A 24,739-nucleotide genomic window follows, 5' to 3' on the forward strand; every position below is an offset into this window, starting at 1 on the left:
GAGGCGTACGGGGGTCTCCGTCGGTTCCGGGGCCCCGCAATTTCCGGCGGTTAGTGTCGGTCCCATGCGCGACCACCACCGTCCGATGCAGCCCGGCGATCGGTTCTTCGACGCGATCGAGAGCGGCACCGACCCCGCCCGGGTGCGGGAGGCGGCGGATCAGGCCGCCACGCTGCTGGTCCGGGGCGCGCGCGACTCCGACGACCCGCGGATGGCCGAGCGGCTGCTGCACCTGGCCGACAGCGAGGGCATCGAGACGATCGCCGAGGTGTGGTCGGGAGCGCCGTCCGACACCTTGTCCGGCTGCCTCTGGCGGCTGTTCCTGCTCCGCTCGTGGGTGCATGCCGCGCCGGCCGAGGTCGCCCGCGAGTTCGAGGCCGGGCGTGCCTCGGCCCAGGTCGCCCGCGTGGTCGCCGGCGTCGCCGATCCGCCCGGACCCGAGCAGCTGAAGACGATGGTCGACGAGGTGCTGCGCGGCATCGCGGGCAGCGACTTCGCGGACGTGCTGTTCCGTGCCGCCGCGTTCTCGCGCGTCGTCGCCGCCGGCCGCGCGGCCCTGCACGACGCTCCGGAGGACGACGTACGCCGCATGCTGGCGCTCTCCGAGCAGCTCGAGGCGGCCGGACATGTGGAACTGGAACACGGGCTGGTGTAGGCCGGTTAAAATGGCGGTGCACGTCGGGCCGTGGCAGCCCCGGGTCCCAAAATTAGCCGCTACGAGCGGCCACGCGCCGTGAGGCGCTCCCGGTCCGGCGTGCACCTTCTCTTGCGGGGCGGCAGCCTGCCGACGACGTACGTCGCGATGCTTGCCCGGCCAGCGTCGAACGCTGTTTGCCGACTCGGTAGGGTGAGCGGGTTGCCCGAGCCCTGAGGAGGACCTGCGTCGATGACCCTGCGCACCACCGCCGCCCGCGCAGCAGTAGTCGTCGCCGCCGCGCTGTCGCTGGGCCTGTCGGCCTGCAGCAGCGACGCGCAGCCGACGAGCCAGCCGACCCCGTCGCCGACCAAGACGACCACCGCGCCGCCGACCAACCCGGCACAGCTCACCTTCGGCGTGTGGGGCAACCCCACCGAGGTCGCCTCCTACAAGCAGGTCGTCGACACCTACAACAGCAGCACCGACCTGGCCGACGTCACCGTGAAGTCCTGGACCGACGACGCCTCGATGATGCAGGCGATCACGGCCGGCCAGCCGGTCCCCGACGTCTTCCTCGTCTCCCGCGGTGACCTGCAGTCGCTCTGGGACGCCAAGCGGCTCGAGCCGGTCGACTCCTACCTCGACGCACGCGCCGTCGACATCGGCGACGAGTACTCCCGCGACGCGCTCGAGGCCTTCTCGGCCGAGCACCACCTGCAGTGCATGCCGTACTCCGTCTCCCCGCGGGTCATCTACTACAACACCGACCTCGTCGACTTCGCCCGGATGAAGGCGACCGGGCTGAGCGTGCCCGGCTCGACGAACAAGAGCTGGTCCCTGGAGGACTTCCAGACCGCCGCGACCTTCGCCACCACCGGCCGGAGGAACGTGCGCGGCTTCGCCATCGACCCCACCGTGTCCGGGCTGGCGCCGTTCATCTACTCCGGCGGCGGCAAGGTCGTCAACGACCAGCAGACGTCGCTGGCCTTCTCCGACGGCAGCACCAAGGCGGCGCTCCAGAAGATCCTGGGGACGCTCAGCAACCCGCAGCTCACCCTCACCCAGCAGCAGCTCGCGAAGCAGCCGGCGCTCAAGTGGTTCGAGCAGGGCCGGGTCGCGATGATCGCGGGCGACCGCAGCCTGGTGCCGGCGCTGCGTGGCGTGCAGAACCTGCACTGGGACGTCATGCCGATGCCGACGGTCGACAAGGCCGCCACGGTCGGTGACTACACCGGCCTGTGCCTCTCCAAGACCTCCAAGCGCAAGGAGGACGCCGCCGACCTGCTCGTCGCGCTCTCCTCGGAGCCGATGGTCAAGACCGTGGCGCAGACCGGCTACATGGTCCCGGTCAACCAGCAGGTCGCGCTCTCCGAGGACTTCCGGCAGCCGCTGCTCCAGCCGCTGCACGCCTCGGTCTTCGTCAACAGCGTCCGGAGCATGCAGGTCCTGCCGCGGACCCAGGAATGGCCGGCCCTCGAGCAGGCGGTCGCCGGCCCGCTGCAGCAGCTGCTCCTCGGTGGTCCCACGGCCGACCTCGACGGCCTCACGTCACAGATCGACTCGTTGTCGCAGGGCCCGTTGACGCCCCCGCCGACTGCCTCCCCGAGCGCGACGCCGGCTGGCTGAGGAGTCGACGGTTCGCTCGGCGCGGATGGTTGACGGAGCACCGCCCGGCGGTCACGCCTCCGCGTCGAGGATCGCGGTGGTCAGCAGGGGAGCGGTCAGGGCGATCTGCCAGCCGCGGGCGCCGTACGTCGACAGCTGGGCCGTGACGTCGTCGATCAGGTCGCCCGGCTGACGGGTGGACGGCGGCGTCCACAGGGTGCGTCGCAGGTAGTCGGGCGTCAGCAGGTTCTCGACCGGGACGTGGAGCCGTTCGCTGAGCTCGGCGATGGCGTCCCTGGCCAGCGCGAGCCGGCGCGCGGCGACGGGGTCGCGCTCGGCCCAGGCCCGGGGCGTCGGGGGGCCGTCCCCGCGCGGTGCGCGGGTGGGGAGCTCGTCCTCGGGCAGCTCGGCCGCCCGCTTGATGGCGGCCCCCCAGCGGCTGGAGTACCGCTCGGCGCCGCGACCGTGGAAGCCCTTGGTGCTGAGCAGGGCGCTGCGGTCGGTGGGCATCTCGACGGCGGCCGCGATGATCGCGGAGTCGGGCAGGACCCGCCCGGGCGTCACGTCGCGCTGCTGCGCGATCGCGTCGCGCGCCTCCCACAGCTCGCGGACGGCGGCGAGGCCGCGCCGGCTGCGGACCTTGTGGGTGCCGGAGGTGCGCCGCCACGCCTCGACCCGGGTGGGGGGCTGGAAGGAGCGGAGGTACTCGAACTCCTGGCGGGCCCACTCCTCCTTGCCGGCGGCCTCGAGCTCGCCGGCCAGCGCGTCGCGCAGCTCGACGAGGACCTCGACGTCGAGGGCGGCGTACTCGAGCCACGACTCCGGCAGCGGGCGGGTCGACCAGTCAGCGGCAGAGTGCTCCTTGAGCATGGAGTAGCCGAGGACCTTCTCCACGAGCGTGGCCAGGCCGACCCGGGGGTAGCCGAGCAGGCGGCCGGCGAGCTCGGTGTCGAAGAGGGTCGCCCGCGGTCGGATCCCGATCTCGCCGAGACACGGCAGGTCCTGGGTGGCGGCGTGCAGGATCCAGTCGGTGCTCTGGAGCGCCTGCTGGAGCGGCGCGACGGTCGAGAGCCCGATGGGATCGATGAGCCACGTGCCGGAGCCCTCGCGGCGCAGCTGGATGAGGTAGGCCTTGTTGGAGTAGCGGTAGCCCGACGCGCGCTCGGCGTCGATGCCGATCGGCCCGCTGCCGGCGGTGATCGCGGCGCACGCGGAGCGCAGCGCCTCGTCGGTGTCCGTGACCCGGGGCAGGCCGTCACGGAGGGTGAGCAACGGCGCGGGCGGAGCCTCGGGCTCGGCGCTGGTCTCCGGCTCGGCGGTGTTCTCGTCGGGCTCGGTCGGTGCGTCGGCGGAGCTCATCGACCCCGCTGACCTCGCCGACTCGGCATGACCGCGACGCCCTCGGGGACGGGAGGGAGGCCGACGGCCGTGCAGAGCAGCTCGCCCCACGCCTCGACGTGGGCGCCGACGCGGAGGTCGCCGTCCTCGCCGGCGACCGGGGTCCAGGAGGCGCGGATCTCGAGCTGGGCCGTGCCGCCCTCGTCGGCCATCCCGCCGAAGCTCTCCGTGGCGACGCGGGTCACCGTGCCGGAGGCGGCGGTGTGACCGGCCTCGTGGGCGGACAGCGCCTCCATCAGCCACGACCAGCCGACCTCGCCGAGCATCTGGTCGGAGACCAGGTCGACGTCGATGTCGGCGCGGGCGTAGGCGACGCACCGGAACGTGCCGCCGCCCCACGCGTCGTTGCCGTCCGGGTCGTGCAGCAGGATGAGGCGGCCGGTGCCGACCTCGGTGTCGTCGACCGTGACATCGGCGCTGAGCGCTGACGCGTACGGCGCGATCCGCTGCGGCGCCGGCATCTCCTCACAGAAGATCTCGGGCCGAAGCGTCGCCGCCTGCATCGCGAGGACGGCCGCCCGGAACTCCGGCGGCACCTCGCCGCTCCCTGAGGACGCGCCCGTGCCCGGGCGCGTCTCCTGACGCACCACCATGCCCCCACCCTAGGTCGGCCTGACTCGTACGGATGTGCGAACACGCCGGAGGGGGTGGGACCATCGCACCGTGACTGCATCACCGGGCCTTGCCGACTCCGCTTTCCTCAAGGCCGCGCGTGGTGAGGAGGTGCCTCACACGCCGGTCTGGTTCATGCGGCAGGCGGGGCGCTCACTGCCGGAGTACCTCAAGCTCCGCGAGGGCGTCGGCATGCTCGAGTCCTGCCTCGACCCCGACCTGACGACGGAGATCACGTTGCAGCCGGTCCGGCGGTACGGCGTGGACGCGGCCATCTTCTACTCCGACATCGTGCTGCCGCTCAAGGCCATCGGTGTCGACCTCGACATCAAGCCGGGCGTCGGCCCGGTCGTCGCCCACCCGGTGCGCACCCTCGCCGACGTCGAGGCGATCCCCGACCTGACGCCTGACGCCGTGCCGATGATCACCCAGGCGGTCCGGCAGCTCGTGGCCGAGCTGGGGCCGACCCCGCTGATCGGCTTCGCCGGCGCGCCGTTCACCGTGGCGTCGTACCTCGTCGAGGGCGGGCCGTCGAAGGAGCACGCGCTCACCAAGGCGATGATGTTCGGCGCTCCGGACGTGTGGGACGCGCTGATGCGCAAGATCGCCGGCATCGCGGCCGCCTTCCTCGAGGTCCAGGTCGCGGCCGGTGCGTCGGCGGTCCAGCTCTTCGACTCGTGGGCCGGCGCGCTGACGCCCGGCGACTACGCCGCCCACGTGATGCCGCACTCCGCGGCCGTCCTCACCCGCATCGGCGAGCTCGGTGTCCCGCGGATCCACTTCGGCGTCGGCACCACCAACCTCCTCACGCTCATGGGCGAGGCCGGCGCGGACGTCGTCGGTGTCGACTGGCGCACCCCGCTCGCCGACGGCATCGCGCGCGTCGGCGGCCCCCAGGGTCGCTGCGTCCAGGGCAACCTCGACCCGACCCTCGTCTTCGCGCCGACCGACGTCATGCTCGCCCGCGCCGGGGAGATCATCGAGGCCGGTCGATCCGCCCGGGGCCACATCTTCAACCTCGGTCACGGCGTGATCCCGTCGACGAACCCGGACCAGCTCAAGCGGCTGACTGACTACGTGCAGTCGTACCCGCTGGGCTGAGACTCGCGGGGCCAGGTCACACCGCGTCCGGAGACGCCGCCGGGGGACGAGTACGCCGCGCCCGGCGGACCAGCAGCCACACCGGAACCCCGATCACGGCGATGACCGGGGTCCAGGGCAGCAGTGCGCCGACCACGGTGCCGACGCCCGTCGCGAAGGCACGCAGCGCGTCCCAGCCGCCCTCGAGACCGGCCATGAAGCCGGTCCGGCCGGGCACCGTCCGGGTGTGGTGTACGGCCGCCGGCCGGTCGATGCTGACCGAGATCGTCGACAGCGACGTCTGGTCGGCGAGGTGGGCCTGCTGGCGGAGGAGTGAGTTCAGGTCGGCCTCGCGGGCGGAGAGCTGCGACTCGATCGCCATGATGTCGCCGATCTTCTCGGCCCGGGAGAGCAGCGTCGTGATGCGGTCGATGCTGGCCCGGGCGGACTTGACCCGCTCGTCGACGTCGATGACCTGGGTCGACACGTCGGTGCTGGTCGTCTTCGAGTCGACGAGGGTCGCGGCCTTCTCGAGATCGCCCATCGCGTCGTCGAAGGAGCGGGACGGGACGCGCAGCACCAGGCGGGCGAAGCCCATCTTCTTGTCGTCGGCGGTCGCGGTCTCCTGGTCGGTGACCTGGCCGGCGTACGTGTCGGCGACGTGCTCGACGGCGATGCGGGCCTGGGCGACGTCGGGCGCGGTGAGCGAGACCGAGCCGGTCGAGATGATCGACGCCTGCTCGACCACGGGTGCCGCACCGGTCTGGGAGGCGACGTCGGCAGCCTGCGGGACACTGGCCGGAGCACCGGCCGCGCCGCTCGCCGTCTCGCCGAGCTGACGACTTCCCGAGGCGGACTTCTGCGCGGCGGAGTCGGAGGAGGAGCCGCCGGACGAGCCGGACGAGCCGGACGAGCAGCCGGCGAGGAGGAGGAGCGGGACGGCGAGAGCGGCCGCGACGCGCGGGAGTGAGGGCTTCATGTCCATCGGACGGGCATGCGGCGGATCCGGTTCCCAGGCTGCTAATCTGTCCATTAAGTCAAGAAAGATGATCAACAATAGGAAGTGGGCGAGAGACCGTGAAGTTCCACTGGTTCCTCCCGACCAACGGCGGCGACGGGCGGGCCGTCGTCGGCGGCGGCCACGGCGCGGCCGTCGAGGGCGCGGGCGGCCGCCCGGCCTCGGTTCCCTACCTCGGCCAGATCGCCCGCAGCGCGGAGCAGCTCGGCTTCGAGGCGGCGCTCACCCCGACCGGCGCCTGGTGCGAGGACGCGTGGATCACGACGGCCATGATCAGCAGCCTCTCGGAGCGGCTGAAGTTCCTCGTCGCGTTCCGGCCCGGCATCGTGTCGCCCTACCTCGCCGCCCAGATGGCCGCCTCCTTCCAGAACCTCTCCGGCGGCCGGCTGCTCCTCAACGTCGTCACCGGCGGCGAGGACGCCGAGCAGCGGATGTTCGGCGACTTCCTCGACAAGGACGCCCGCTACGAGCGGTGCGGCGAGTTCCTCCACATCGTCAAGGAGCTCTGGACCGGCGAGAAGGTGACCTTCCGCGGCGAGCACCTGTCCGTCGAGGACGCCGTCCTCCAGCTCATCCCCGACCCGTTGCCGGAGATCTACTTCGGTGGCTCGTCGCCGGCGGCGGTCGAGGTCGCGGCCCGGCACGCCGACGTCTACCTGACCTGGGGCGAGCCGCCGGCCGCGGTCGCCGAGAAGATCGCCCGGGTCCGGGCGGCGGCCGCAGCCCACGGACGTGAGCTGCGGTTCGGGATCCGGCTGCACACCATCGCCCGGGACACCTCCGCCGACGCGTGGGCCGAGGCCGACCGGCTGCTCAGCCAGATCTCGCCCGAGCAGATCCAGCGAGTCCAGGACAACCTCCGCCGCAGCCAGTCCGAGGGCCAGCGCCGGATGCTCGAGCTCAACGGCGGCACCAAGGACGCCCTCGAGATCCACCCGCACCTGTGGGCCGGTGTCGGCCTGGTGCGCGGGGGCGCCGGGACGGCGATGGTCGGCAGCCACGCGGAGATCGCCGACCTCGTCGAGGAGTACGCCGCCGTCGGCATCGAGGAGTTCGTCCTCTCCGGCTACCCGCACCTCGAGGAGGCCTACTGGTTCGGCGAGGGTGTCCTGCCCGAGCTGGCCCGCCGCGGGCTGTGGCAAGGGGCGCCCGCCTCTCGCCCGGCGGCCGTCCCGTTCGCCGGGAAGGCGGCCGCCTCGTGACGACGGCCGTCGTCGTCGGCAACCCGAAGCCGGCCAGTCGCACGCTCGCCGCCGCGACGTACGTCGCCCGCGAGCTGTCCGGCTCCGAGCCCGACCTCGTCGTCGACCTGGCCACCCTCGGCCCGGCGCTGCTCGACTGGACCGACGAGACCGTCGCCGAGCTGGTCAAGGAGGTCGGCGCCGCCGAGCTCGTCGTCGTGGCGAGCCCGACCTACAAAGGTGCCTACACCGGGCTGCTCAAGCTCTTCCTCGACCGCTTCGCGGGCGGTACCGGCCTGTCCGGACTCGCCGTACCGCTCATGCTCGGCGGCAGCCCCGCCCACTCGCTCGCGCCGGAGCTCACCCTCCGGCCCGTGCTCACCGAGATCGGCGGCACCGTCCCCGGCCGCGCGCTCTACGTGGTCGACGCGCAGCACGACGACCCCGCGGCGTACGCCGACTGGCTCGCCGCCACCTCGCCCCTCGTCGCCGCCTTCCTAGGAGCCCGCGCATGACGCTGCAAACGAACCAGGACCTCGACCCGGCTCGCCTGCGCAGCGCCTTCGGCAGCTTCCCGAGCGGCGTCGTCGCCGTGGCGGCCGAGGTCGACGGGCGGCTGATCGGGCTCGCGGCCAGCTCCTTCACCTCGGTCAGCCTCGACCCGCCGCTGGTCTCCTTCTCGGTCGCCAACAGCTCCAAGACCTGGCCCGACCTCCGGCGTACCGCCCACCTGGGCGTCACCGTCCTCGCCGACCACCACGGCGATGTGTGCCGCCAGCTCGCCGGCCCCGTCGACGCACGCTTCGAGGGGATCGCGGTCAGCGCCACCGACGACGGCGCGGTGACGCTCGACGAGGGGCTGGCCCGGTTCGACTGCACGATCTATCGCGAGGTCGAGGCGGGCGACCACCTCATCGTGCTGCTCCAGCTGCACGCGGTGGAGCACCCCGAGACCGGCAGCCCTCTGATCTTCCACCGCTCGGGCTTCGGCCGGCTGGCCGAGTCCGCCTGAGCGACTCCCCACAGACCCCTCGCGCGGCGGCGGCTACGCACCCAGTTCGTCGCCGCGCGAGGCTCCTTCCGCCCGCGGGGCCCCGCGAGGTCGATGACCCACCGCCGCTCGCACTCTGCGAGACTGCCGGACGTGAAGGTGGTCGTCGTGGGCGCGGGCGTTGCCGGATTGGCGGCGGGGCACTTCCTCGCGGAGGGCGGCCACGAGGTCGTCGTGCTCGAGGCCTCGGAGCGGGTCGGCGGCAAGCTCCGCCGTGCGTCGGTCGCCGACGTGATGGTCGACGTCGGCGCGGAGGCGATGCTCGCGCGGCGCGCCGAGGGCACCGACCTCGCCCGTGACCTCGGACTGCCGATCGTGCACCCGACCAAGGCGACGTCGAAGCTCTGGGTCGACGGCGCGCTGCGGCCGCTGCCGCCCTCCCTCATGGGTGCGCCGATGGACCTCGACGCGCTCGAGGCGTGCGGGGTGCTCTCGCCGGACGGGATGGCGCGCGCCCGGGAGGAGGCCGAGCGACTCGCGCTCGCGCCGATCGGCGACGGTGACGACAGCGTCGGGTCGATCGTCGACGAGCGGTTCGGCCCCGAGGTGACCGACCGGCTGGTGGAGCCGCTGCTCGGGGGCGTGTACGCCGGCCGGGCGCGGGAGATCTCCGTCAAGGCCGCCGTGCCCCAGCTCGCCGCGCTGCACGACAACGGACCGCTCACACCGCAGCTCGCGGCCATCCCGCGGGGGAGCGACATGCCGGTCTTCGCCGGCATCGAGGGCGGCATGGGGCTGCTCCCGGAGACGCTCGCGGCCGGGCTGGACCTCCACACGGGGCAACCGGTCCGCTGGGTCGACCCGGTCCAGGTCGGCGTCGTCGTCGAGACGTTGGACGGCGCCCTGACGGCCGACGCCGTCGTGCTCGCGACCCCGGCCCATGCGACCGCGCAGATCCTCGCGGGGCCGCTCGGGGCCGCGCCGGCCGACGACCTGGCGCTCATCGACCACGCGTCGGTCGCTGTCATCACGCACGCGTTCCGCGTCGAGGACTGGCCGCTCGGCCACGACACCAGCGGCTTCCTCGTCCCGCCGGACCAGCACCGCCGGATCAAGGCCTCGACGTTCTCGTTCGCGAAGTGGGACTGGGTCCGCCGCGCCGGCGAGGGCGTGGGCGTCCTCCACCTGCGCACCAGCATCGGCCGCGCCCGCGAGTCGCACACGCTGGACTACACGGACAACGAGCTCATCGCGCAGTCGCTGGGCGACCTCGCCGCGGCGACCGGCGTGCGGGCGACCCCGGTCGACAGTCACGTGCAGCGCTGGCCGCTCGGCCTCCCGCAGTACGCCGTCGGACACTCCGCCCGCGTCCAGCGGATCCGCGAGGCCGTCGCCGGTCGCACCGGGCGCACCGGTCGCGTGCTGGCGATCGCCGGGGCGGCGTACGACGGCGTCGGGATCCCGGCCGTCATCGCCTCGGCCCGTCGCGCGGTCGACGAGCTGCTGACCCGCATGTAGCTGACGGCTACCTGCCCCGCCCCGGCGTCCCGCCGAACATTGCCCCGTTGTCCCTGGGCCGCGGGACACCCGGCCCGCGAGGGTCTTCTCAGATCGGCAACCACGCCGCAGCACCTCTGAGGAGAACCCACCATGAGCACCCACGTCACCACCCATCGACCGGCCCGCGACGACGTCACCTTCGGCCGTGACGCCACCCCGACCCGCAGGGGCGGCCGGTCCTGGTCGCTGGCCGGCATCGGAGCCGGCCTCGCCGGCTTCGGCATCCTCGCCACGACGACTGCCGTCAACGGCGTCTACGACAAGGACCTGGCCGGGCACCCGCAGGAGATCGCCGACAAGATCGCCGGCCAGACCGGCGCGATGTTCGCGTTCCACTCCATCGCCGTCGTGGGCGCGCTGCTGCTGATCGTCTTCGGCGTCGGCCTCTTCCACCGGCTCCGCGCCGTCGCCGCCGACTCGGCCGCCCCGCTCGTCGCGCTGGCCGGCCTGGTCGGTACCGCCGTCGTCGTCGTCATGGGCAGCGGCCTCGACACCGAGTTCATGATGAGCCTGTCCCAGGACGACAAGTCGGTCGACATCTACAACGCGGCCCTCTACAACCACTGGATCGGCACCATCCCGTGGGTGTGGGTCCTCGCCGGCCTCGCCGGGCTGGCGACGTACGTGGTCTCGCGCCGCGGCGGCGTGCCGCGCTGGATCGGCCGGGCCGGTCTGGTCCTGGGCGGCCTGACGGTCCTGCTCGGCATCTCGCCGCTGGAGTACATGGCCGGTCTCACCGGGGCCCTCCTGGTCCTCGTCACCGGGATCGGCTTCACGGTCGGCGACAAGCAGTACCGACTGTGAGTGCAGTTTCCGCCGGTCCGGCCCCTGTGGGGCCGGACCGGCTCCACAATGGCCCGGTGCATCCCACCGGCGCCCGTCGCCCGGCCGCCCCGTGGGCGGTCGGGTTCGTGGTGCTGCTGACACTGGCGGCGTTCGCCGCGAGCGTCGCGCTCGACCTGCACACCGACGTCGACGGCCCGGGCGCCCGGATCGCGGCGGGCTGGGGCTGGAGCTACACGCTGCTCGGGCTGCTGCTGGCCGGCCTCGCCGCCGTGATCCTGGTCAGGAGCCCGCGCCAGGGCATCGGCTGGGGGCTGGCGTGGACGGGCCTCTTCTGGGCGCAGGACGGCCTCAGCCAGTCCTACGCCCGCTTCGCCATCAGACCCGACGACGCGCTCCCGCTCGCCAACCTCGCGCTCTGGTCGTTCAACCGCCTCGGTGCGTTCCTCCCGCTCACCGGGGCGCTCCTGCTCCTCCTCTTCCCGACCGGACGGTTCCTCCCCGGTCGCTGGCGCGTGACCGGCTGGGTCACCACGCTCGCCATGGGCCTCGGCGCCCTCGTGGTGGTCGTGACGCGCGCCGACGGTGCGCTCCCCGACGTGAGGCTGCCGAGCGAGGTCGACGTCGACTGGGGCTCGCTGCCGTTGCCTGCCTCCGACGCGGTGCTGTCGGCCAGCATCGCCGTCCAGGTCGCCGGGCTGCTCTCCGCCATGCTCGCGGTGGTCGTCCGCTACCGCCGCTCGACCGGGCTCGAGCGCGACCGGATGCGGTGGCTGCTGTGGAGCGTCGTCGCGATCGCCCTCGTCCTCGTCGTCTCCGCCGGCCTGGACATCCAGGCGGTCAACGACGCCGCCATCTTCGTCATCATGGTGCTGCCGGCGACCGCGATGACGATCGCCGTCGTCGACCCCCGGCTGGTCGCGATCGACGACCTGCTCGCCCGCACCCTCGTCTACGCCGTCCTCGCCGGCATCATCCTCGCGGTCGACCTCGTCGCGATCGCGCTGCTCAGCGCCATGCTCGACGACTCGCTCACCGAGCGACAGCTGGTCCTCGTCGTGCTGCTCGTCTCCGTCGTCCTCTACGGCCCGCTGCGCGGCCGGCTCGCCCGCTGGGTGCAGGTCCTCATGCTCGGCAAGCGCTCCGACCCCTACGACGTCGTCGCCGGCCTGGCCTCCACCCTCGAGTCGATCGACCAGGGCCCCGAGCAGCTCGCCGCGGTGGCGCGCGCGGTCGCCACGGCCTTCCGGGTGCGGTACGTCGCCGTCGAGGTCGACCGCGGCGACGGCGAGCGGCTCGTCGCCACCCACGGGGCGCGGCCCGCACAGACCCGGAGCCTGCCGATCGTGTACCGCGGCGCCGAGGTCGGCCGGCTCGTCCTGCCGTCCCGCGGGGCGCGCAGCTGGCTCTCGCGCCGTGACGGCCAGCTGCTGGCCGACCTGGTCCGCCAGGCCGCGAACGCCGCCCGCACCACCGGCCTGGCCGAGGAGGTCCAGCGGAGCCGCGAGCGGCTCGTCACCGCCCGCGAGGAGGAGCGCCGGCGGATCCGCCGCGACCTCCACGACGGCCTCGGTCCGGTGCTCAGCGGCGTCGTCTTCCAGCTGGAGAGCGCCCGGCTGCTGGTCGAGAAGGACCCCGCCGCCGCCGGCACCCGGCTGCTCGAGGCCAGCCGCACCGTCCAGGACGCCGTGGCCGACGTACGACGGCTCGTGCACGACCTCCGCCCGCCGGCCTTGGACGACCTGGGTCTCGTGGGTGCGCTCCGGCAGCTGGCCGACCAGCTCGCCCGAGGCGGCCCCGCGATCTCCGTCGCCGACGACGGGCTGTCCGCGCTGCCCGCCGCGGTCGAGGTCGCTGCGTACCGGATCGTCGCCGAGGCACTCACGAACACCGTCCGCCACGCCGGGGCGACGCGGGCCGGCGTGCGGCTGTGCGCGGCCGACGGCGCGCTGCGGCTCGAGGTCGCCGACGACGGGGCCGGCCTCGGCGAGGACGTGCCGTCCGGCGTCGGGCTGCGCTCCATGCGCGAACGAGCGCTCGAGCTCGGCGGCCGCGTCGAGGTGGCCTGCCCGCCGACGGGTGGGACTGTCGTGACAGCCGTGCTGCCGATCGCCGGAGGAGAGCGATGACCGAGATCAGGGTGCTGGTCGCCGACGACCACCAGATCGTCCGGGACGGGCTCAACGCGCTGCTGGGCGCGCTCGACGGCATCGAGGTCGTCGGGCTGGCCGCCGACGGCGTCGACGTGCTGCACCTCGTCGAGGAGACCGCCCCGGACATCGTCGTCATGGACATCCAGATGCCACGGCTCGACGGCCTCGAGGCGACCCGCCGCATCACGGCGCGCCACGCGGGGGTCAAGGTGGTCATGCTGACGATGAACGAGGACGACGAGACCGTCCTCGCCGCCATCCGCGGTGGGGCGAGCGGCTACCTGCTCAAGGGCTCCGGGGCTGACGAGGTGCAGCACGCGATCCGGGCGGCCGCCGCCGGCGGGATGGTCTTCGGGGCGACGCTCGCGACCAAGGTGGCGGCGTACTTCTCCGGCGCCCTCCGCAGCGAGGCGCCCCAGCCGTTCCCCGAGCTGACCGACCGGGAGCGGCAGGTGCTGCAGCTGCTCGCCGCCGGGCGCTCCAACGACCAGATCGCGGGGGAGCTCTACGTGTCGTCGAAGACGGTCCGCAACGCCGTGTCGGGGATCTACGCCAAGCTGCACGCGGCCGGGCGCGCGGAGGCGATCGTGAAGGCGCGCGAGGCGGGCTACGGCCGCTAGCGAGCGTGCCTCCGGACGCGACGAGCACCACACCTCCCCGCCTCGTCCCCGGAGCAGGCCCGGCGAATAATGGGGGCATGACCGAGACCGACCCGCAGGCCCACATCAAGTCCAACGCCGCCCGGATCAACGAGCTCAACGAGCTGATCCGCTACACGATGTGGTCGGTCTTCCGGTTCGAGGAGCCCTTCGACGAGGACGAGGACGACGCGAAGCTGGAGCTCTCGGAGCTCAAGCGCTTCCTCGACGGTCTCGCCGACCAGGACGTCGTCGTCCGTGGCCTCTACGACGTGGGCGGCCTGCGTGCCGACGCGGACGTCATGATCTGGTGGCACGCCGGCTCCTCCGACCAGCTGCAGAAGGCCTACCACGCCCTGCGGCGCACCCGCTTCGGCTCGCGGCTCGCGCCGGTCTGGAGCCAGATGGCGCTGCACCGCCCGGCGGAGTTCAACCGCAGCCACCTCCCGGCGTTCCTCGCCGAGGAGCGGGCGCACTCCTACGTCGCGGTCTACCCGTTCGTCCGCTCCTACGAGTGGTACCTCCTCGAGGACACCGAGCGCCGCCGCCTCCTCGCCGAGCACGGCCAGATGGCGCGCGACTACCCCGACGTCCGCGCCAACACGGTCCCGGCCTTCGCGCTCGGCGACTACGAGTGGATCCTCGCCTTCGAGGCCGACGACCTCTCTCGCATCGTCGACCTGATGCGGCACCTGCGCGGCTCGGAGACCCGTCGCCACGTGCGCGAGGAGGTGCCGTTCTACACCGGCCGGCGCATCACCGCCGACGAGCTCGTCGACCTCCTGCCGGTCAGCGCCTTCTGACCGCGTGGTACGCGCTCCCGCTCACCATGCTCAGGCGTCGTCGGCGAGCTCCAGCGAGATGCTGATCGAGTTGATGCAGTAGCGGTCGCCGGTCGGCGTGCCGTAGCCGTCGGGGAACACGTGCCCCAGGTGCGAACCGCAGTTGGCGCACCTGACCTCCACGCGCTTCATGCCGTGGGAGTTGTCCTCGATGTACTCGATCGTGTCGGTGATCGGCTGGTAGAACGACGGCCAGCCGCAGCCGGAGTGGAACTTGGTGTCGGACTCGAAGAGCTTCGCCTGGCACGCCTTGCAGCGGTAGACGCCCTTCGTCTCGGTGTCGGTGTACTCGCCGGTGAACGCACGCTCCGTGCCGGCCTCGCGCAGCACCTGGTACTCCGCGGGGGACAGCTCCTCACGCCACTCGGCGTCACTCTTCTCGACGTTGTAGGCCACGGCTCGATCCTACGCGGGAGGTCCTACGCCACCCGCGGCTGAGGGTGCCCGTCCGCCGGACGTCCCGGCTAGGTTGTCGCCCATGGCGAAGACACCAGCAGCCGAGGTCGTGGCCGGCGACCGGGCGGTGCGCATCTCGAGCCCCGACCGGGTCGTCTACGAGGCCACCGAGCGGACGCCCGAGGTCACCAAGCTGATGGTCGCGCAGTTCTTCGCCGACGTCGGGGAGCGGCTGATGCGCGCCGTCGGTGAGCGGCCGGTCGCGCTCGAGCGGTGGCCGGACGGCTGGCGCGAGGGGATGCGACTCGCCACCGGCCCGACCGATCGCGAGGCCGACGGCTTCTACCAGAAGCGTGCGCCGAAGGGCGCTCCCGACTACCTCGAGACGGTCCAGGTCGCCTTCCCGAGCGGCCGCAAGGCCGACGAGATCTGCCCGACCGAGCCGGCGATCCCCGTCTGGTGCGCCCAGATGGGCGCGCTCACCTTCCACCCCTGGCCCGTACGCCGACCCGAGGTCGACCACCCCGACGAGCTGCGCATCGACCTGGATCCGCAGCCGGGTACGTCGTTCGCGGACGCGGTCCGCGTCGCCGGTGTCGCGAAGGAGCTGCTGGACGAGCTCGGCATCGTGGGCTACCCGAAGACCAGCGGCAACCGGGGCGTGCACATCTATGTCCGGATCAAGCCCGAGCGACCGTTCGAGGACGTCCGGCACGCCGCCATCGGCTTCGGCCAGGAGCTCGCCCGGCGCGACGCGGGCGTCACCGTCAACTGGTGGAAGGAGGAGCGGGGGGAGCGGATCTTCGTCGACTTCAACCAGAACAACCGCGACCGCACCATCGCGTCGGCGTACTCGCTGCGGCCCCGGCCCGGCGCGCCCGTCTCCACTCCGCTCACCTGGGCCGAGCTGGCCGACCTGACGGACCCGCGCGACCTCAACCTCTTCACCGTCCCCGAGCGGATGAAGGACGCCGACCCGTGGGCCGGTATCGACGACGTCGCGCACGACCTCGACCCGCTGATCGCGCTGTGGGACGGGATCGAGCAGAGCTTCCCGCCGGACTACCCCAAGATGCCGGGGGAGCCACCGCGGGTCCAGCCGAGCAAGAAGGTCGCCGAGCACTGGGACGCCGACGGCAACCGCGTCGAGAAGGCGACGGATCGAGCCACCGAGCAAGGCTGAGGGCCCGCTGGTGATCCCCCGACGACCAGCGGGCCCTCCACAAGACAGCGCGCCGGCCCGCGCCCCCCGACGCGGTCGTCGCTCCAGGAGCGGGAACCCCCTGGTGCCTCGGTGGGTGCGGCCGCGCGGCCTCCGTGGAGACCGGCCGGCTACCAGCCCTCTGCCGGGTAGTCCCCCCGGACGCCCCGACCCGGCAAGGTTAAAGAAGGACCCGCCAAGCCCGTTCCACTCCGACGCCACCACTCGGTAACAGGTCGGAAACGCGTCGCATGTCGGCGTTGACGGACTCTCAGAGACCGGTGACGCCCTCGCCCTCGCCGGCCTGCTCGTCGAAGTTCTCGTGCTCCAGCAGGTGGAGCACGGGTACGCCGATCTTGCGCCTGGCCTGCGAGGTCCAGTCGACGTGGAAGAACTCGGAGACCACGTGCGGGCGGGTGAGGATGATCGCCTCGCGGCCGTCGACCTCGGCGACCTTCGCCTTGAGCGCCTCGATGGGCGGCGCGTCGACGACCTGGCCCTCGGCGGTCGCACCGGCGGTGCGCAGCGCGTCCAGCGTGTCGGACAGGTCGTCAGTCGCCCGGTCGAGGCAGTCCTTGCGGACGGCGTCGAGGTCGACCTCGTTGACGAGCAGTGACGGCGTCCCGAGCAGCTCGCCACCGCTGAGCGTGCCGAGCGAGGCCTCGATCCTCGCGGCGGCGTCCTCCATCGGGAGGATCACGTGGTAGGCCACCGGCTCGTCGAGACCCTCGTGCAGCGTCCGCACCTGTTTGGCGTCCGCGGCCGAGAGCGCCTGCTCGACAAGGAGAACGACGTCGTAACTCATGATCTAAGGCTAGAGCCCGCGCGGGCCGCTGGCACCTATCCCGCGCCATCCGGGCGGGGCGGGCTCAGCCGTTCAACACCTCGCCGAGGTCGTAGGAAACGGGCTCTTCGAGCTGGTCGTAGCCGCACGACTCGGGATCGCGGTCCGGGCGCCAGCGCTTGAACTGGGCGGTGTGCCGGAAGCGCCGGCCCTCCATGTGGTCGTAGCCGACCTCGAGCACCCGGTCGGGGCGCAGCGGGACGAACGAGAGGTCCTTGCCCTGCGACCAGCGGGACTGCGTGCCGGGCACCCGGTCGGGGTTCGCGGTGAGGAACTCGGCCCAGTGCCCCCACGGATGCTCGTCGAGCGGTACCTCGAGCGGGCGCAGCTCCTCGATCAGCTCGGCGCGCCGCTTGGCGGTGAAGGAGGCAGAGACACCGACGTGCTGGAGCTGACCGTCCTGGTAGAGCCCGAGGAGCAGGCTCCCGAGCAGCGGCTCGTCGTCGGTCGAGTTCTTGTGCAGCCGGTAGCCGGCGACCACCACGTCGGCGGTCCGTGCGTGCTTGATCTTGAGCATCGTCCGCTGGTTCGGCGCGTACGGCGCCCCCAGCGGCTTCGCCACGACGCCGTCGAGCCCGGCGCCCTCGAACTGGCGGAACCACTGGTCGGCCTCGGCGGGGTCGGTCGTGGTCCGGGTCAGGTGGCACGGCCCGTCGGCGGGCAGGTCGGCGAGCGCCGTCTCGAGCGCCGCGCGCCGCTCGCTGAACGGCCGGTCGACGTACGACTCGTCGCCCAGGGCCAGGAGGTCGAAGGCGACGAACGAGGCCGGGGTGCTCTCGGCGAGCAGCTTGATGCGGGAGGCGGCCGGGTGGATGCGCTCCTGCAGCACCTCGAACTCGAGCCGGTCGCCGCTGGCCACGAAGAGCTCGCCGTCGAGCACGCACCGCTCGGGAAGCTGCTCCTTGACGGCGGCGACCACCTCGGGGAAGTAGCGCGTGAGCGGCTTGGTGTTGCGCGACGCGAGCTCGACCTCGTCGCCGTCGCGGAAGACCAGGCATCGGAACCCGTCCCACTTCGGCTCGAAGCTGTGTCCGCCGGTCGTCGGGACCGCGGACACGGACTTGGCTAGCATCGGCAGGACCGGGGGCATCACCGGGAGATCCACGGGCCGAGCCTAGTGGAGCGGTGCCTGCGGCCGGGCCGATCGCTCGGACGGTTGATTGGCTGCCTCCAGGTGACGTCACCTAGGCTGGCCGGGAAACGCAGGAAGACAGGAACGGTGCATGAGCGAGATCGTCGGGTACGTCCCGGGCGTCTTCGACCTCTTCCACGTCGGGCACCTCAACATGCTCCGGCAGGCCCGCAGCCGCTGTGACGTGCTGGTCGCAGGCGTTGTGTCGGACGAGATGTGCGAGCTCGGCAAGGGGATCCGGCCGACCGTTCCGCTCGAGGAGCGGGTGGCGATCGTCGACGCGATCGGCATCGTGGACGCGACCTACGTGGAGCTGACGCTCGACAAGCGCGACGCCTGGCGCGACGTGGGCTTCCACCGCCTGTTCAAGGGCGACGACTGGAAGGGTCTGCCGAAGGGCGACCGCCTCGAGAAGCAGATGGCCGAGGTCGGCGTCGAGGTCGTCTACTTCCCCTACTCGATCCAGACGTCCAGCACCGCGCTGCGCAAGCACCTCGCCCGCGGCGGAGAAGCGGCTTCATGACCCAGTCGGCTGTGCCGACTCGCGCGACGGCCGGCCGGGTGGCGATCAACGAGGCGGGGCTCTTCGTCAGGGGCCTCGGCGCCGACGCCCCCGCCGTCCTCGTCCACTTCGACGACCAGCACATCTGGTCGTTCACCCCCGGCGCCGACGGGCAGCCGGGCCGCGGCGGGACCTCGATCGCCTGGCCGGCGGTGCTGCAGCCCTACCTGGACGGCACGACGCGGGTCCGGCTCGCCAACCTCGACGGGTCGGTGGTCTACTGCGACGAGGAGCACCGGTTCGGCGCCGGTGCGGGCCGCGTCCGCTTCGTCGACCGGGCCGGCCACCCCTTGGCCGTCGACAAGATGGGCCACCTGACCCGCTCGTTCGAGTCCACCCCCGACGCGGTCAAGCGCGAGATCCTCGAGGGCACCCAGGTCGTCATCCGCGAGCTGCGCGAGCGGTGCGGCGTCGAGGCCTTCCTGGGGTACGGCGCCCTGCTCGGCGCCGTCCGCGAGGGCGGCATGATCGCCCACGACTCCGACACCGACGTCTGCTACTTCAGCCGCCACACCGACCCGGCCGACATCATCCTCGAGACGTTCCGCATCGAGCGTGACCTGAAGGAGCTCGGGTGGGAGGTGCTGCGGATGTCCGGCGGCGACCTCAAGGTGATCTGGCCGCTGAGCGACGGCCGCCGGGTCCACATCGACATCTTCTCGTCGTTCTTCGTCGGCGACGTGTTCTACGTCCTCGGCAACCGCAGCGGCGAGCTCGACCTCGCCGACCTGCTGCCGCTCGGCACGGTCGACCTGGACGGCCACGAGTTCCCGGCGCCGCGCAACCCCGAGGCCCTGCTCGTCTACTGGTACGGCCCGTCCTGGCGGGTCCCCGACCCGGCGTACACACCGGCCGAGGACCCGCACGCCATGGTCCGGCTCGACGGCTGGCTGCGCGGGTTCCGGCAGGGGATGAGCGGCTGGACCCCGCTGCTGCGCGGGTCGTCCCGGCCCGACTCGAAGCTGCCGACCGGCGGCTCGGAGTTCGCCGCCTGGGTGCACGGGCAGATCGGGCCGGAGGAGGCGGTGCTGGACCTGGGTGCCGGCAACGGGCGCGACAGCATCTGGTTCGCGGCGCAGGGGCACCCGGTGAGGTCGTCGGACTACTCGCGCCGATCGGCCGTCGAGGTCCGTGGTCTCATGAAGCGCAGCGGCATCACCGACGTCCGCCCGCGGCAGGTCATCCTCAACGAGACCCGGCACGTCTTCCACCTCATCGCGCTGCTCTCCCGCGAGCCCCACCACATCTACGCCCGGCAGCTGGTCGGCTGCCTCGACGCGGCGGCCCGCGAGAACCTCTTCCGCCTCGGCGCCTCGGTGCTGCGCGGCGGCCAGTCGATGTGGCTCGAGTTCGCGGTCCCGCACCCCGGAGCGGCGGCCCCGGAGCCGGTCGGGCTGGTGACGCGGTTCGATCCCGACGTACTGACAGGTGAGATCGAGCGGAGCGGCGGGCGTGTCGTGAGCCTCGAGGTCGCCCCCGGTGTGGACATGTTCGATAATCCAGACCCGGCCGTGGCGCGCATGCGCGTCACCTGGCGTGCTGGGCAGAGTGCCGAGACGGCCGACGTGAAGGAGAGTGTCTGATGGCGAGCGCTAGGGCTGCGAAGACGAAGGACCTCGCACGCAGGGTCCGCGACCGCGTGCGCACGAGCAGCGTCTTCGACCGCAGTCTCCGTGGCCGCGTGCTGCGCCTCGAGAGGGAGCTCGAGGCCGATCGTCAGCTGCACCGCAAGATCGCGGAGCTGTCCGACGTCGTCGCGGAGCTCCTCATCCCCATCCAGGACCGGGACGAGGAGCGGGTCACCGAGGTGCTCTCCCAGTACCGGAAGTCGATCTGACAGGACATCCGTCAGTGACAACCGGTGAGAGCACCGCGCAGATCACGGCGGAGGGCATCTGGCTCGCGGAGCCGCCCTCCGAGCCGGTGATGGTCCACTTCGACGACCGCTACCTGTGGTCGTTCACGCCCGCCCGCGACGGGCGGGCGAAGGGCGGGGGCACGTTCGTGCCGTGGCCCGGCAACCTGGTGCGGTTCCTCGACGGCGTCGTGCAGATCCGGCTGCAGGACGTCGAGGGCGAGCAGGTGTGGTGGGACGCCGAGCACCGGTTCGGTACGTCGACCGAGCGGGTCGCCGTCGTCGACAAGAGCGGCGCGCCGCTGTCGGTCGACAAGGTCGGTCACCTCGGCCGCGCGTTCCTCGAGACACCCGACGAGATCAAGCAGGAGCTGCTCCAGGCGACCGTCGAGGTGCTGACCGTGCTGCGCGAGAAGTGCGGAGCCGATGCCTACCTCTGCTACGGCGCGCTGCTCGGCGCGGTGCGCGACGGCCACATGATCGGCCACGACTCCGACGTCGACGTCTGCTACTACAGCCACCAGGCGACGCCGGTCGACATCATCCTCGAGAGCTATCGGATCGAGGCGGTCGTCCGCGCCGAGGGCTGGACCGTCACCCGCATGTCCGGAGGCGACATCAAGGTGGTGCGGGGGCTCTCCAACGGCGCCAAGTGCCACATCGACATCTTCGGGGCGTTCACCGTCGCCGGGACGTTCTACCAGCTGGGCAACCGCAGCGGTGACTTCGACGCCGCCGCCCACCTGCTGCCGCTCGGGACCGTGACGCTGGAGGGCGTCGAGTTCCCGGCGCCGAAGGACCCCGAGGCGATGCTGGCCTTCATCTACGGCCCGCACTGGCGCGTGCCCGATCCCTCGTTCGTCCACCGGGACAACCCGCACGGCGTCACCCGGCTCAACGGCTGGCTGCGGGGCTTCCGCACCGACCTGCCGGCGTGGAACGACGTCTACGACCAGCGCGCCGGCGAGATCCGGCGTACGCCGTCCGACTTCGCGGAGTGGGTCGGCGCGCAGATCGCGCCGGGGGACAACGTGGCCGACCTGGGCGCGGGGACCGGGCGGGACACCCGCTGGTTCGTCGACCAGGGTCACGCCGTCCGGGCCGTCGACTTCTCGCGGCGCTCGTTCGCGCGCACACGCCGGATCGAGGGCGTCCGCTCCGACCAGACCATGTTCAACGAGCTGCGCCGCGTGCTGGTCCTCGGTGCCCGGCTCGCCCGCAACCCGCACCACCTCTACGGGCGCCAGCTGCTCGGCTGCCTCGACGCGGCGGCCCGCGCGAACCTCTTCAAGGTCGGCGCGATGTCGTTGCGCAACGGGCACGCGATGTTCTTGGAGTTCTCGGCCGTCGCGGAGGGCGCTCCGCGCCCCGACCCGGGTCACCTGGTCGCCCGTCTCGACCCCGCCCAGGTGGCCGCGGAGATCGCGGCCAGCGGCGGCAGGATCGACTACCTTGAGACCGCCCCGGGCGTCGACATGTTCGACGGACCCGACCCGGCCGTGTGTCGCATGCGCATCACGTGGCCACACCCGAAGGAGAGCGACTGATGGCCGGCACGGAGAGCCTGCGCGAGCGCGTGGCGCGTCTCGAGAAGGAGGTCGCGGACAACCGCGTCCTCCGGCGACGGGTCGAGGACCTGACCGAGCAGCTCGCCCAGATCCTGGTCGCCGTCGAGGACAAGGACCACGCCCGGGTCGAGGAGCTCCTGGCGGCTCTGCGTGGACCGATCTGACGTCGACGAGCAGGGGCTGGTGCTCGCCGACGCACCGCGCGTGCCCCTGCTGGTGCACTTCGACGACCAGTACGTCTGGTCGTTCACGCCCGGGCGGGACGGCAGTGTCGACGGCGACACCTTCCGCATCGACTGGCCGGGAGCGATGCGCCCGTTCCTGTCCGGCACGACGCGCGTGCGGGTCGCGACCTACGACGGTGAGGTCGTGCTCCACGACGACGAGGTCACCTTCGGAGCCGGCGACGGGCGGGTCGCGTTCGTCGACGAGGAGGGGGCGCCGTACTCGATCGACAAGGTCGGCCACCTGGCCCGCGCCTTCGACGAGACGCCGGACGACGTCAAGCGCGAGCTGCTCGAGGCGACGCAGGCAGTGCTGCGCGAGCTGCGCGAGGGTTGCGGCGTCGAGGCCTACCTCTGCTACGGCGCGCTGCTGGGGGCCGTGCGCCAGGGGACGATGCTCGGGCACGACTCCGACGTCGACCTCTGCTACTACACCCATCACACCGCGCCGGCGGACATCATCGCGGAGAGCTATCGCATCCAGCGCCAGCTGCGCTCGCTGGACTGGCGGGTGCTGCGGATGTCGGCCGGCGACATCAAGGTGCTCTGGTCGCTCTCGGACGGGCGGACGGCCCACATCGACATCTTCTCGGCCTTCACGATCGACGGCACGTTCTACCAGTTCGGCAACCGCAACGGCGTCTTCGACGCCGCCGAGCACCTGCTGCCGCTCGGGACCGTGACGCTGGAGGGCGTCGAGTTCCCGGCGCCGAAGCACCCGGAGGAGATGCTCTCCTTCATCTACGGTCCGAGCTGGCGGGTCCCCGACCCGGGCTTCCGCTACCAGGACAACCCCGTCGGCACCCGGCGGCTCGACGGCTGGTTCCGCGGCTTCCGCACCGAGGTTCCCCCCTGGGCGGACGTCTTCCGACCGCCGGCGATCGAACGCGTGCCGAGCGGACCGTCCTCGTTCGCGCAGTGGGTGGAGCCGCAGCTCGGAGCCGGCGCCCCGGTGGTCGACCTCGGCGCGGGCACCGGGCGGGACGCCTTCTGGTTCGCCGGCCAGGGTCACCCCGTCCTCGCCACCGACTTCTCACTGGCCGCGCTCGCCCACATGCGCGCGCACCGTGACGCGACGGGGGAGGACCGGGTCGTCCTCGAGATGCTCGTCATGAACGAGATGCGCCGCGTCATGTCGCTCGTGGGACCCCTCGCCCGCGACCCGCACCACCTCTACGCCCGGGGCCTCATCGGGTCGCTGGACGAGCAGGCGCGCGAGAACCTCCTCCGCCTCGCCGGCGCCGTGCTGCGACGTGGGCAGTCGCTGTTCCTGGAGTTCTCGGCGACGGTCCCCGACGTCGAGCTGCCGCTCCCGGAGCCGTCCGGTCTCACCCGGCGCTTCGACCCCGAGTGGCTGCGCCGCGAGATCGAGCACCACGGCGGCGTCGTGGCATTTCTCGAGATCGGTCCGGGGACCGATATGTTCGACGAGCCGGATCCGGCCGTGGCACGCATGCGGGTGGTCTGGCCCCATCCGTGAGGATGGGTCTGTGCGCCCATCGATCCCCGGTTGGTCTGCCGGCAGGGCCCGCCTGACTTTGAATCAGGATTAGCGACGTAGGTTCGACTCCTACCCGGGGAGCAAGTCCGTACGGCACCGCACGGCAGCAGGCAATCCGCTGGCAGGGCTCGGGTCCTGACCCGGATGATGTCCGCCATGGATGATCGTGGCCGGTTCCTCACCGCCTATGACGAGCAGCTGCGGACCGACGCAGAGACCCCGAGCGCGGTGTCGGTGACCGTTCTCGGTCCGGTACGGCTGGTGACGTTCGCGGGAGGTCGCGGCTTCGTCACCTACCAGGACCTCGGCGGAGCCGATGCGGAGGAGATCGACGGGTTGGTCGACGCGGCGCTCGCGCACTACGCGAGGGATCCCGAGATCACCCGGGTCGAGTGGAAGACGCGGGGCCACGACCGTGCGCCGGGACTGCACGAGAGCCTGCTCGCCCACGGCTTCGTCGCCGAGGACCCGGAGTCGATCATGATCGGTGAGGCACAGCGGCTCGCGGTCGACGTGGCACTGCCCGACGGCGTGACGCTGCGGCAGGTGAGCGAGGAGGCCGACGTACGCGCGATGTGTGCGATGGCCGCGGTGGCCTTCGGCGACCCGGAGAAGGAGGGTGCGGCGATCGCCGAGGCGCTGCTGCGCCGGCTCTCGCTCGACGACGGCATGGAGCTGTGGGTCGCCGAGGCCGACGGGCGGATGGTCTCCGCGGGTCGGCTCGAGCCGGTGGCCGGCACGGACTTCGCCGGCATCTGGGGCGGCTCGACGCTCGAGGAGTGGCGCGGTCGCGGGATCTACCGGGCCCTGACGGCTGCGCGGGCGCGCTCCGCACTGCGCGGCGGCAAGACCTTCATCCACAGCGACTCGACGGAGTACTCACGCCCGATCCTGGAGCGGTACGGCTTCGTCAAGGTGTCGACCACGACGCCGTACGTGTGGCACCGCTGACCGGCCG

25 protein-coding genes and 1 tRNA gene are annotated in these 24,739 nt (G+C 72.2%); 20 read left to right on the plus strand and 6 right to left on the minus strand.

Going from position 1 to position 24,739, the window contains the following annotated elements:
• Positions 1-64: 64 nt before the first annotated feature.
• Entirely contained in the window at positions 65-655 is a 591-nt protein-coding gene (locus tag QDS12_RS11460) for a hypothetical protein (RefSeq protein ID WP_279879119.1), read from the plus strand.
• Between the two features lie 231 nt (positions 656-886).
• Positions 887-2,263, plus strand: a complete 1,377-nt coding sequence (locus QDS12_RS11465; protein ID WP_279879120.1) for an extracellular solute-binding protein — start codon at positions 887-889, stop codon at positions 2,261-2,263.
• A gap of 51 nt (positions 2,264-2,314) precedes the next feature.
• On the opposite strand, the gene QDS12_RS11470 is transcribed toward QDS12_RS11465, so the two are convergent.
• Together QDS12_RS11470 and QDS12_RS11475 are read right to left on the minus strand one after the other, a co-directional pair.
• Positions 2,315-3,601, minus strand: coding sequence for a ribonuclease D (locus QDS12_RS11470; protein WP_279879122.1), 1,287 nt, complete (start codon positions 3,599-3,601; stop codon positions 2,315-2,317).
• Positions 3,598-4,233 carry a DUF3000 domain-containing protein gene (locus tag QDS12_RS11475; RefSeq protein ID WP_279879124.1) on the minus strand — a complete coding sequence of 212 codons (636 nt, stop codon included), beginning with the start codon at positions 4,231-4,233 and terminating at the stop codon, positions 3,598-3,600. The genes QDS12_RS11470 and QDS12_RS11475 overlap by 4 nt, the downstream gene beginning before the upstream one ends.
• 70 nt (positions 4,234-4,303) lie before the next feature.
• Here QDS12_RS11475 and hemE point away from each other — a divergent pair, with 70 nt between their 5' ends.
• Positions 4,304-5,353: a uroporphyrinogen decarboxylase gene (gene hemE / locus QDS12_RS11480; protein WP_279879125.1), complete on the plus strand. Its 1,050-nt coding sequence runs from the start codon at positions 4,304-4,306 to the stop codon at positions 5,351-5,353.
• Positions 5,354-5,369: 16 nt separating this feature from the next.
• On the opposite strand, the gene QDS12_RS11485 is transcribed toward hemE, so the two are convergent.
• Positions 5,370-6,311 (minus strand): DUF4349 domain-containing protein, encoded by a 942-nt coding sequence (locus tag QDS12_RS11485; RefSeq protein ID WP_279879127.1) that lies wholly within the window; start codon positions 6,309-6,311, stop codon positions 5,370-5,372.
• A 98-nt stretch (positions 6,312-6,409) separates the two neighbouring features.
• On the opposite strand from QDS12_RS11485, the gene QDS12_RS11490 reads away from it, so the two are divergent.
• From QDS12_RS11490 to hemQ, 8 genes are all read left to right on the plus strand, one after another.
• Positions 6,410-7,552 (plus strand): LLM class flavin-dependent oxidoreductase, encoded by a 1,143-nt coding sequence (locus QDS12_RS11490; RefSeq protein ID WP_279879128.1) that lies wholly within the window; start codon positions 6,410-6,412, stop codon positions 7,550-7,552.
• Positions 7,549-8,046 carry an NAD(P)H-dependent oxidoreductase gene (locus QDS12_RS11495; protein ID WP_279879130.1) on the plus strand — a complete coding sequence of 166 codons (498 nt, stop codon included), beginning with the start codon at positions 7,549-7,551 and terminating at the stop codon, positions 8,044-8,046. The genes QDS12_RS11490 and QDS12_RS11495 overlap by 4 nt, the downstream gene beginning before the upstream one ends.
• Complete coding sequence (locus tag QDS12_RS11500) at positions 8,043-8,543, plus strand: flavin reductase family protein (protein ID WP_279879131.1); 501 nt, start codon at positions 8,043-8,045, stop codon at positions 8,541-8,543. The genes QDS12_RS11495 and QDS12_RS11500 overlap by 4 nt, the downstream gene beginning before the upstream one ends.
• Positions 8,544-8,675: 132 nt before the next feature.
• Positions 8,676-10,040: a protoporphyrinogen oxidase gene (gene hemG, locus QDS12_RS11505; protein ID WP_279879133.1), complete on the plus strand. Its 1,365-nt coding sequence runs from the start codon at positions 8,676-8,678 to the stop codon at positions 10,038-10,040.
• Positions 10,041-10,172: 132 nt separating this feature from the next.
• Entirely contained in the window at positions 10,173-10,886 is a 714-nt protein-coding gene (locus QDS12_RS11510; RefSeq protein WP_279879135.1) for a hypothetical protein, read from the plus strand.
• 56 nt (positions 10,887-10,942) lie between these two features.
• Positions 10,943-12,994: a sensor histidine kinase gene (locus QDS12_RS11515; protein ID WP_279879136.1), complete on the plus strand. Its 2,052-nt coding sequence runs from the start codon at positions 10,943-10,945 to the stop codon at positions 12,992-12,994.
• Positions 12,991-13,638 carry a response regulator transcription factor gene (locus QDS12_RS11520; protein WP_279879138.1) on the plus strand — a complete coding sequence of 216 codons (648 nt, stop codon included), beginning with the start codon at positions 12,991-12,993 and terminating at the stop codon, positions 13,636-13,638. The genes QDS12_RS11515 and QDS12_RS11520 overlap by 4 nt, the downstream gene beginning before the upstream one ends.
• A gap of 77 nt (positions 13,639-13,715) precedes the next feature.
• Positions 13,716-14,459 carry a hydrogen peroxide-dependent heme synthase gene (hemQ, locus tag QDS12_RS11525; RefSeq protein WP_279879139.1) on the plus strand — a complete coding sequence of 248 codons (744 nt, stop codon included), beginning with the start codon at positions 13,716-13,718 and terminating at the stop codon, positions 14,457-14,459.
• 30 nt (positions 14,460-14,489) lie between these two features.
• On the opposite strand, the gene msrB is transcribed toward hemQ, so the two are convergent.
• Positions 14,490-14,894 (minus strand): peptide-methionine (R)-S-oxide reductase MsrB, encoded by a 405-nt coding sequence (msrB, locus tag QDS12_RS11530; protein ID WP_279879140.1) that lies wholly within the window; start codon positions 14,892-14,894, stop codon positions 14,490-14,492.
• An 82-nt stretch (positions 14,895-14,976) separates the two neighbouring features.
• Here msrB and QDS12_RS11535 point away from each other — a divergent pair, with 82 nt between their 5' ends.
• Positions 14,977-16,077 (plus strand): DNA polymerase domain-containing protein, encoded by a 1,101-nt coding sequence (locus QDS12_RS11535; RefSeq protein ID WP_279879141.1) that lies wholly within the window; start codon positions 14,977-14,979, stop codon positions 16,075-16,077.
• Between the two features lie 289 nt (positions 16,078-16,366).
• On the opposite strand, the gene QDS12_RS11540 is transcribed toward QDS12_RS11535, so the two are convergent.
• On the minus strand, positions 16,367-16,900 hold the full coding sequence (locus QDS12_RS11540; RefSeq protein ID WP_279879142.1) for a hypothetical protein: 534 nt from the start codon (positions 16,898-16,900) through the stop codon (positions 16,367-16,369).
• A gap of 64 nt (positions 16,901-16,964) precedes the next feature.
• Complete coding sequence (locus QDS12_RS11545) at positions 16,965-18,044, minus strand: ATP-dependent DNA ligase (RefSeq protein ID WP_279879143.1); 1,080 nt, start codon at positions 18,042-18,044, stop codon at positions 16,965-16,967.
• Between the two features lie 118 nt (positions 18,045-18,162).
• Here QDS12_RS11545 and QDS12_RS11550 point away from each other — a divergent pair, with 118 nt between their 5' ends.
• The 8 genes from QDS12_RS11550 to QDS12_RS11585 all read left to right on the plus strand — a co-directional run bounded on the left by QDS12_RS11550 (position 18,163) and on the right by QDS12_RS11585 (position 24,732).
• Positions 18,163-18,594 carry an adenylyltransferase/cytidyltransferase family protein gene (locus QDS12_RS11550; protein WP_279879144.1) on the plus strand — a complete coding sequence of 144 codons (432 nt, stop codon included), beginning with the start codon at positions 18,163-18,165 and terminating at the stop codon, positions 18,592-18,594.
• Positions 18,591-20,216 (plus strand): class I SAM-dependent methyltransferase, encoded by a 1,626-nt coding sequence (locus QDS12_RS11555; RefSeq protein WP_279879145.1) that lies wholly within the window; start codon positions 18,591-18,593, stop codon positions 20,214-20,216. Before QDS12_RS11550 ends, QDS12_RS11555 begins: the two co-directional genes overlap by 4 nt.
• Positions 20,216-20,470, plus strand: coding sequence for a DUF6752 domain-containing protein (locus tag QDS12_RS11560; protein ID WP_279879146.1), 255 nt, complete (start codon positions 20,216-20,218; stop codon positions 20,468-20,470). Before QDS12_RS11555 ends, QDS12_RS11560 begins: the two co-directional genes overlap by 1 nt.
• A 14-nt stretch (positions 20,471-20,484) precedes the next feature.
• On the plus strand, positions 20,485-22,035 hold the full coding sequence (locus tag QDS12_RS11565; protein ID WP_279879147.1) for a class I SAM-dependent methyltransferase: 1,551 nt from the start codon (positions 20,485-20,487) through the stop codon (positions 22,033-22,035).
• Positions 22,035-22,220, plus strand: coding sequence for a DUF6752 domain-containing protein (locus QDS12_RS11570; RefSeq protein ID WP_279879148.1), 186 nt, complete (start codon positions 22,035-22,037; stop codon positions 22,218-22,220). The genes QDS12_RS11565 and QDS12_RS11570 overlap by 1 nt, the downstream gene beginning before the upstream one ends.
• Positions 22,207-23,760: a class I SAM-dependent methyltransferase gene (locus QDS12_RS11575; RefSeq protein WP_279879149.1), complete on the plus strand. Its 1,554-nt coding sequence runs from the start codon at positions 22,207-22,209 to the stop codon at positions 23,758-23,760. The genes QDS12_RS11570 and QDS12_RS11575 overlap by 14 nt, the downstream gene beginning before the upstream one ends.
• 23 nt (positions 23,761-23,783) lie before the next feature.
• Positions 23,784-23,862 (plus strand) — tRNA-Gln (locus QDS12_RS11580).
• 75 nt (positions 23,863-23,937) lie between these two features.
• Entirely contained in the window at positions 23,938-24,732 is a 795-nt protein-coding gene (locus QDS12_RS11585) for a GNAT family N-acetyltransferase (RefSeq protein ID WP_279879150.1), read from the plus strand.
• The last annotated feature ends 7 nt before the right edge of the window (positions 24,733-24,739 follow it).

The organism is Nocardioides sp. CER19, assembly GCF_029846275.1.
GTDB lineage: Bacteria > Actinomycetota > Actinomycetes > Propionibacteriales > Nocardioidaceae > Nocardioides.

What these genes read in the sequence shown, in the direction of transcription:
- QDS12_RS11555 (WP_279879145.1), top strand. Translation starts at nt 18,591, where the DNA reads ATGACCCAGTCGGCTGTGCCGACTCGCGCGACGGCCGGCCGGGTGGCG.
- QDS12_RS11500 (WP_279879131.1), top strand. Translation starts at nt 8,043, where the DNA reads ATGACGCTGCAAACGAACCAGGACCTCGACCCGGCTCGCCTGCGCAGC.
- QDS12_RS11485 (WP_279879127.1), bottom strand. Translation starts at nt 6,311, where the DNA reads ATGAAGCCCTCACTCCCGCGCGTCGCGGCCGCTCTCGCCGTCCCGCTC.
- QDS12_RS11540 (WP_279879142.1), bottom strand. Translation starts at nt 16,900, where the DNA reads ATGAGTTACGACGTCGTTCTCCTTGTCGAGCAGGCGCTCTCGGCCGCG.
- QDS12_RS11475 (WP_279879124.1), bottom strand. Translation starts at nt 4,233, where the DNA reads ATGGTGGTGCGTCAGGAGACGCGCCCGGGCACGGGCGCGTCCTCAGGG.
- QDS12_RS11520 (WP_279879138.1), top strand. Translation starts at nt 12,991, where the DNA reads ATGACCGAGATCAGGGTGCTGGTCGCCGACGACCACCAGATCGTCCGG.
- QDS12_RS11510 (WP_279879135.1), top strand. Translation starts at nt 10,173, where the DNA reads ATGAGCACCCACGTCACCACCCATCGACCGGCCCGCGACGACGTCACC.
- QDS12_RS11570 (WP_279879148.1), top strand. Translation starts at nt 22,035, where the DNA reads ATGGCCGGCACGGAGAGCCTGCGCGAGCGCGTGGCGCGTCTCGAGAAG.
- QDS12_RS11560 (WP_279879146.1), top strand. Translation starts at nt 20,216, where the DNA reads ATGGCGAGCGCTAGGGCTGCGAAGACGAAGGACCTCGCACGCAGGGTC.
- hemQ (WP_279879139.1), top strand. Translation starts at nt 13,716, where the DNA reads ATGACCGAGACCGACCCGCAGGCCCACATCAAGTCCAACGCCGCCCGG.
- QDS12_RS11585 (WP_279879150.1), top strand. Translation starts at nt 23,938, where the DNA reads ATGGATGATCGTGGCCGGTTCCTCACCGCCTATGACGAGCAGCTGCGG.
- QDS12_RS11470 (WP_279879122.1), bottom strand. Translation starts at nt 3,601, where the DNA reads ATGAGCTCCGCCGACGCACCGACCGAGCCCGACGAGAACACCGCCGAG.
- QDS12_RS11550 (WP_279879144.1), top strand. Translation starts at nt 18,163, where the DNA reads ATGAGCGAGATCGTCGGGTACGTCCCGGGCGTCTTCGACCTCTTCCAC.
- QDS12_RS11465 (WP_279879120.1), top strand. Translation starts at nt 887, where the DNA reads ATGACCCTGCGCACCACCGCCGCCCGCGCAGCAGTAGTCGTCGCCGCC.
- QDS12_RS11535 (WP_279879141.1), top strand. Translation starts at nt 14,977, where the DNA reads ATGGCGAAGACACCAGCAGCCGAGGTCGTGGCCGGCGACCGGGCGGTG.
- QDS12_RS11460 (WP_279879119.1), top strand. Translation starts at nt 65, where the DNA reads ATGCGCGACCACCACCGTCCGATGCAGCCCGGCGATCGGTTCTTCGAC.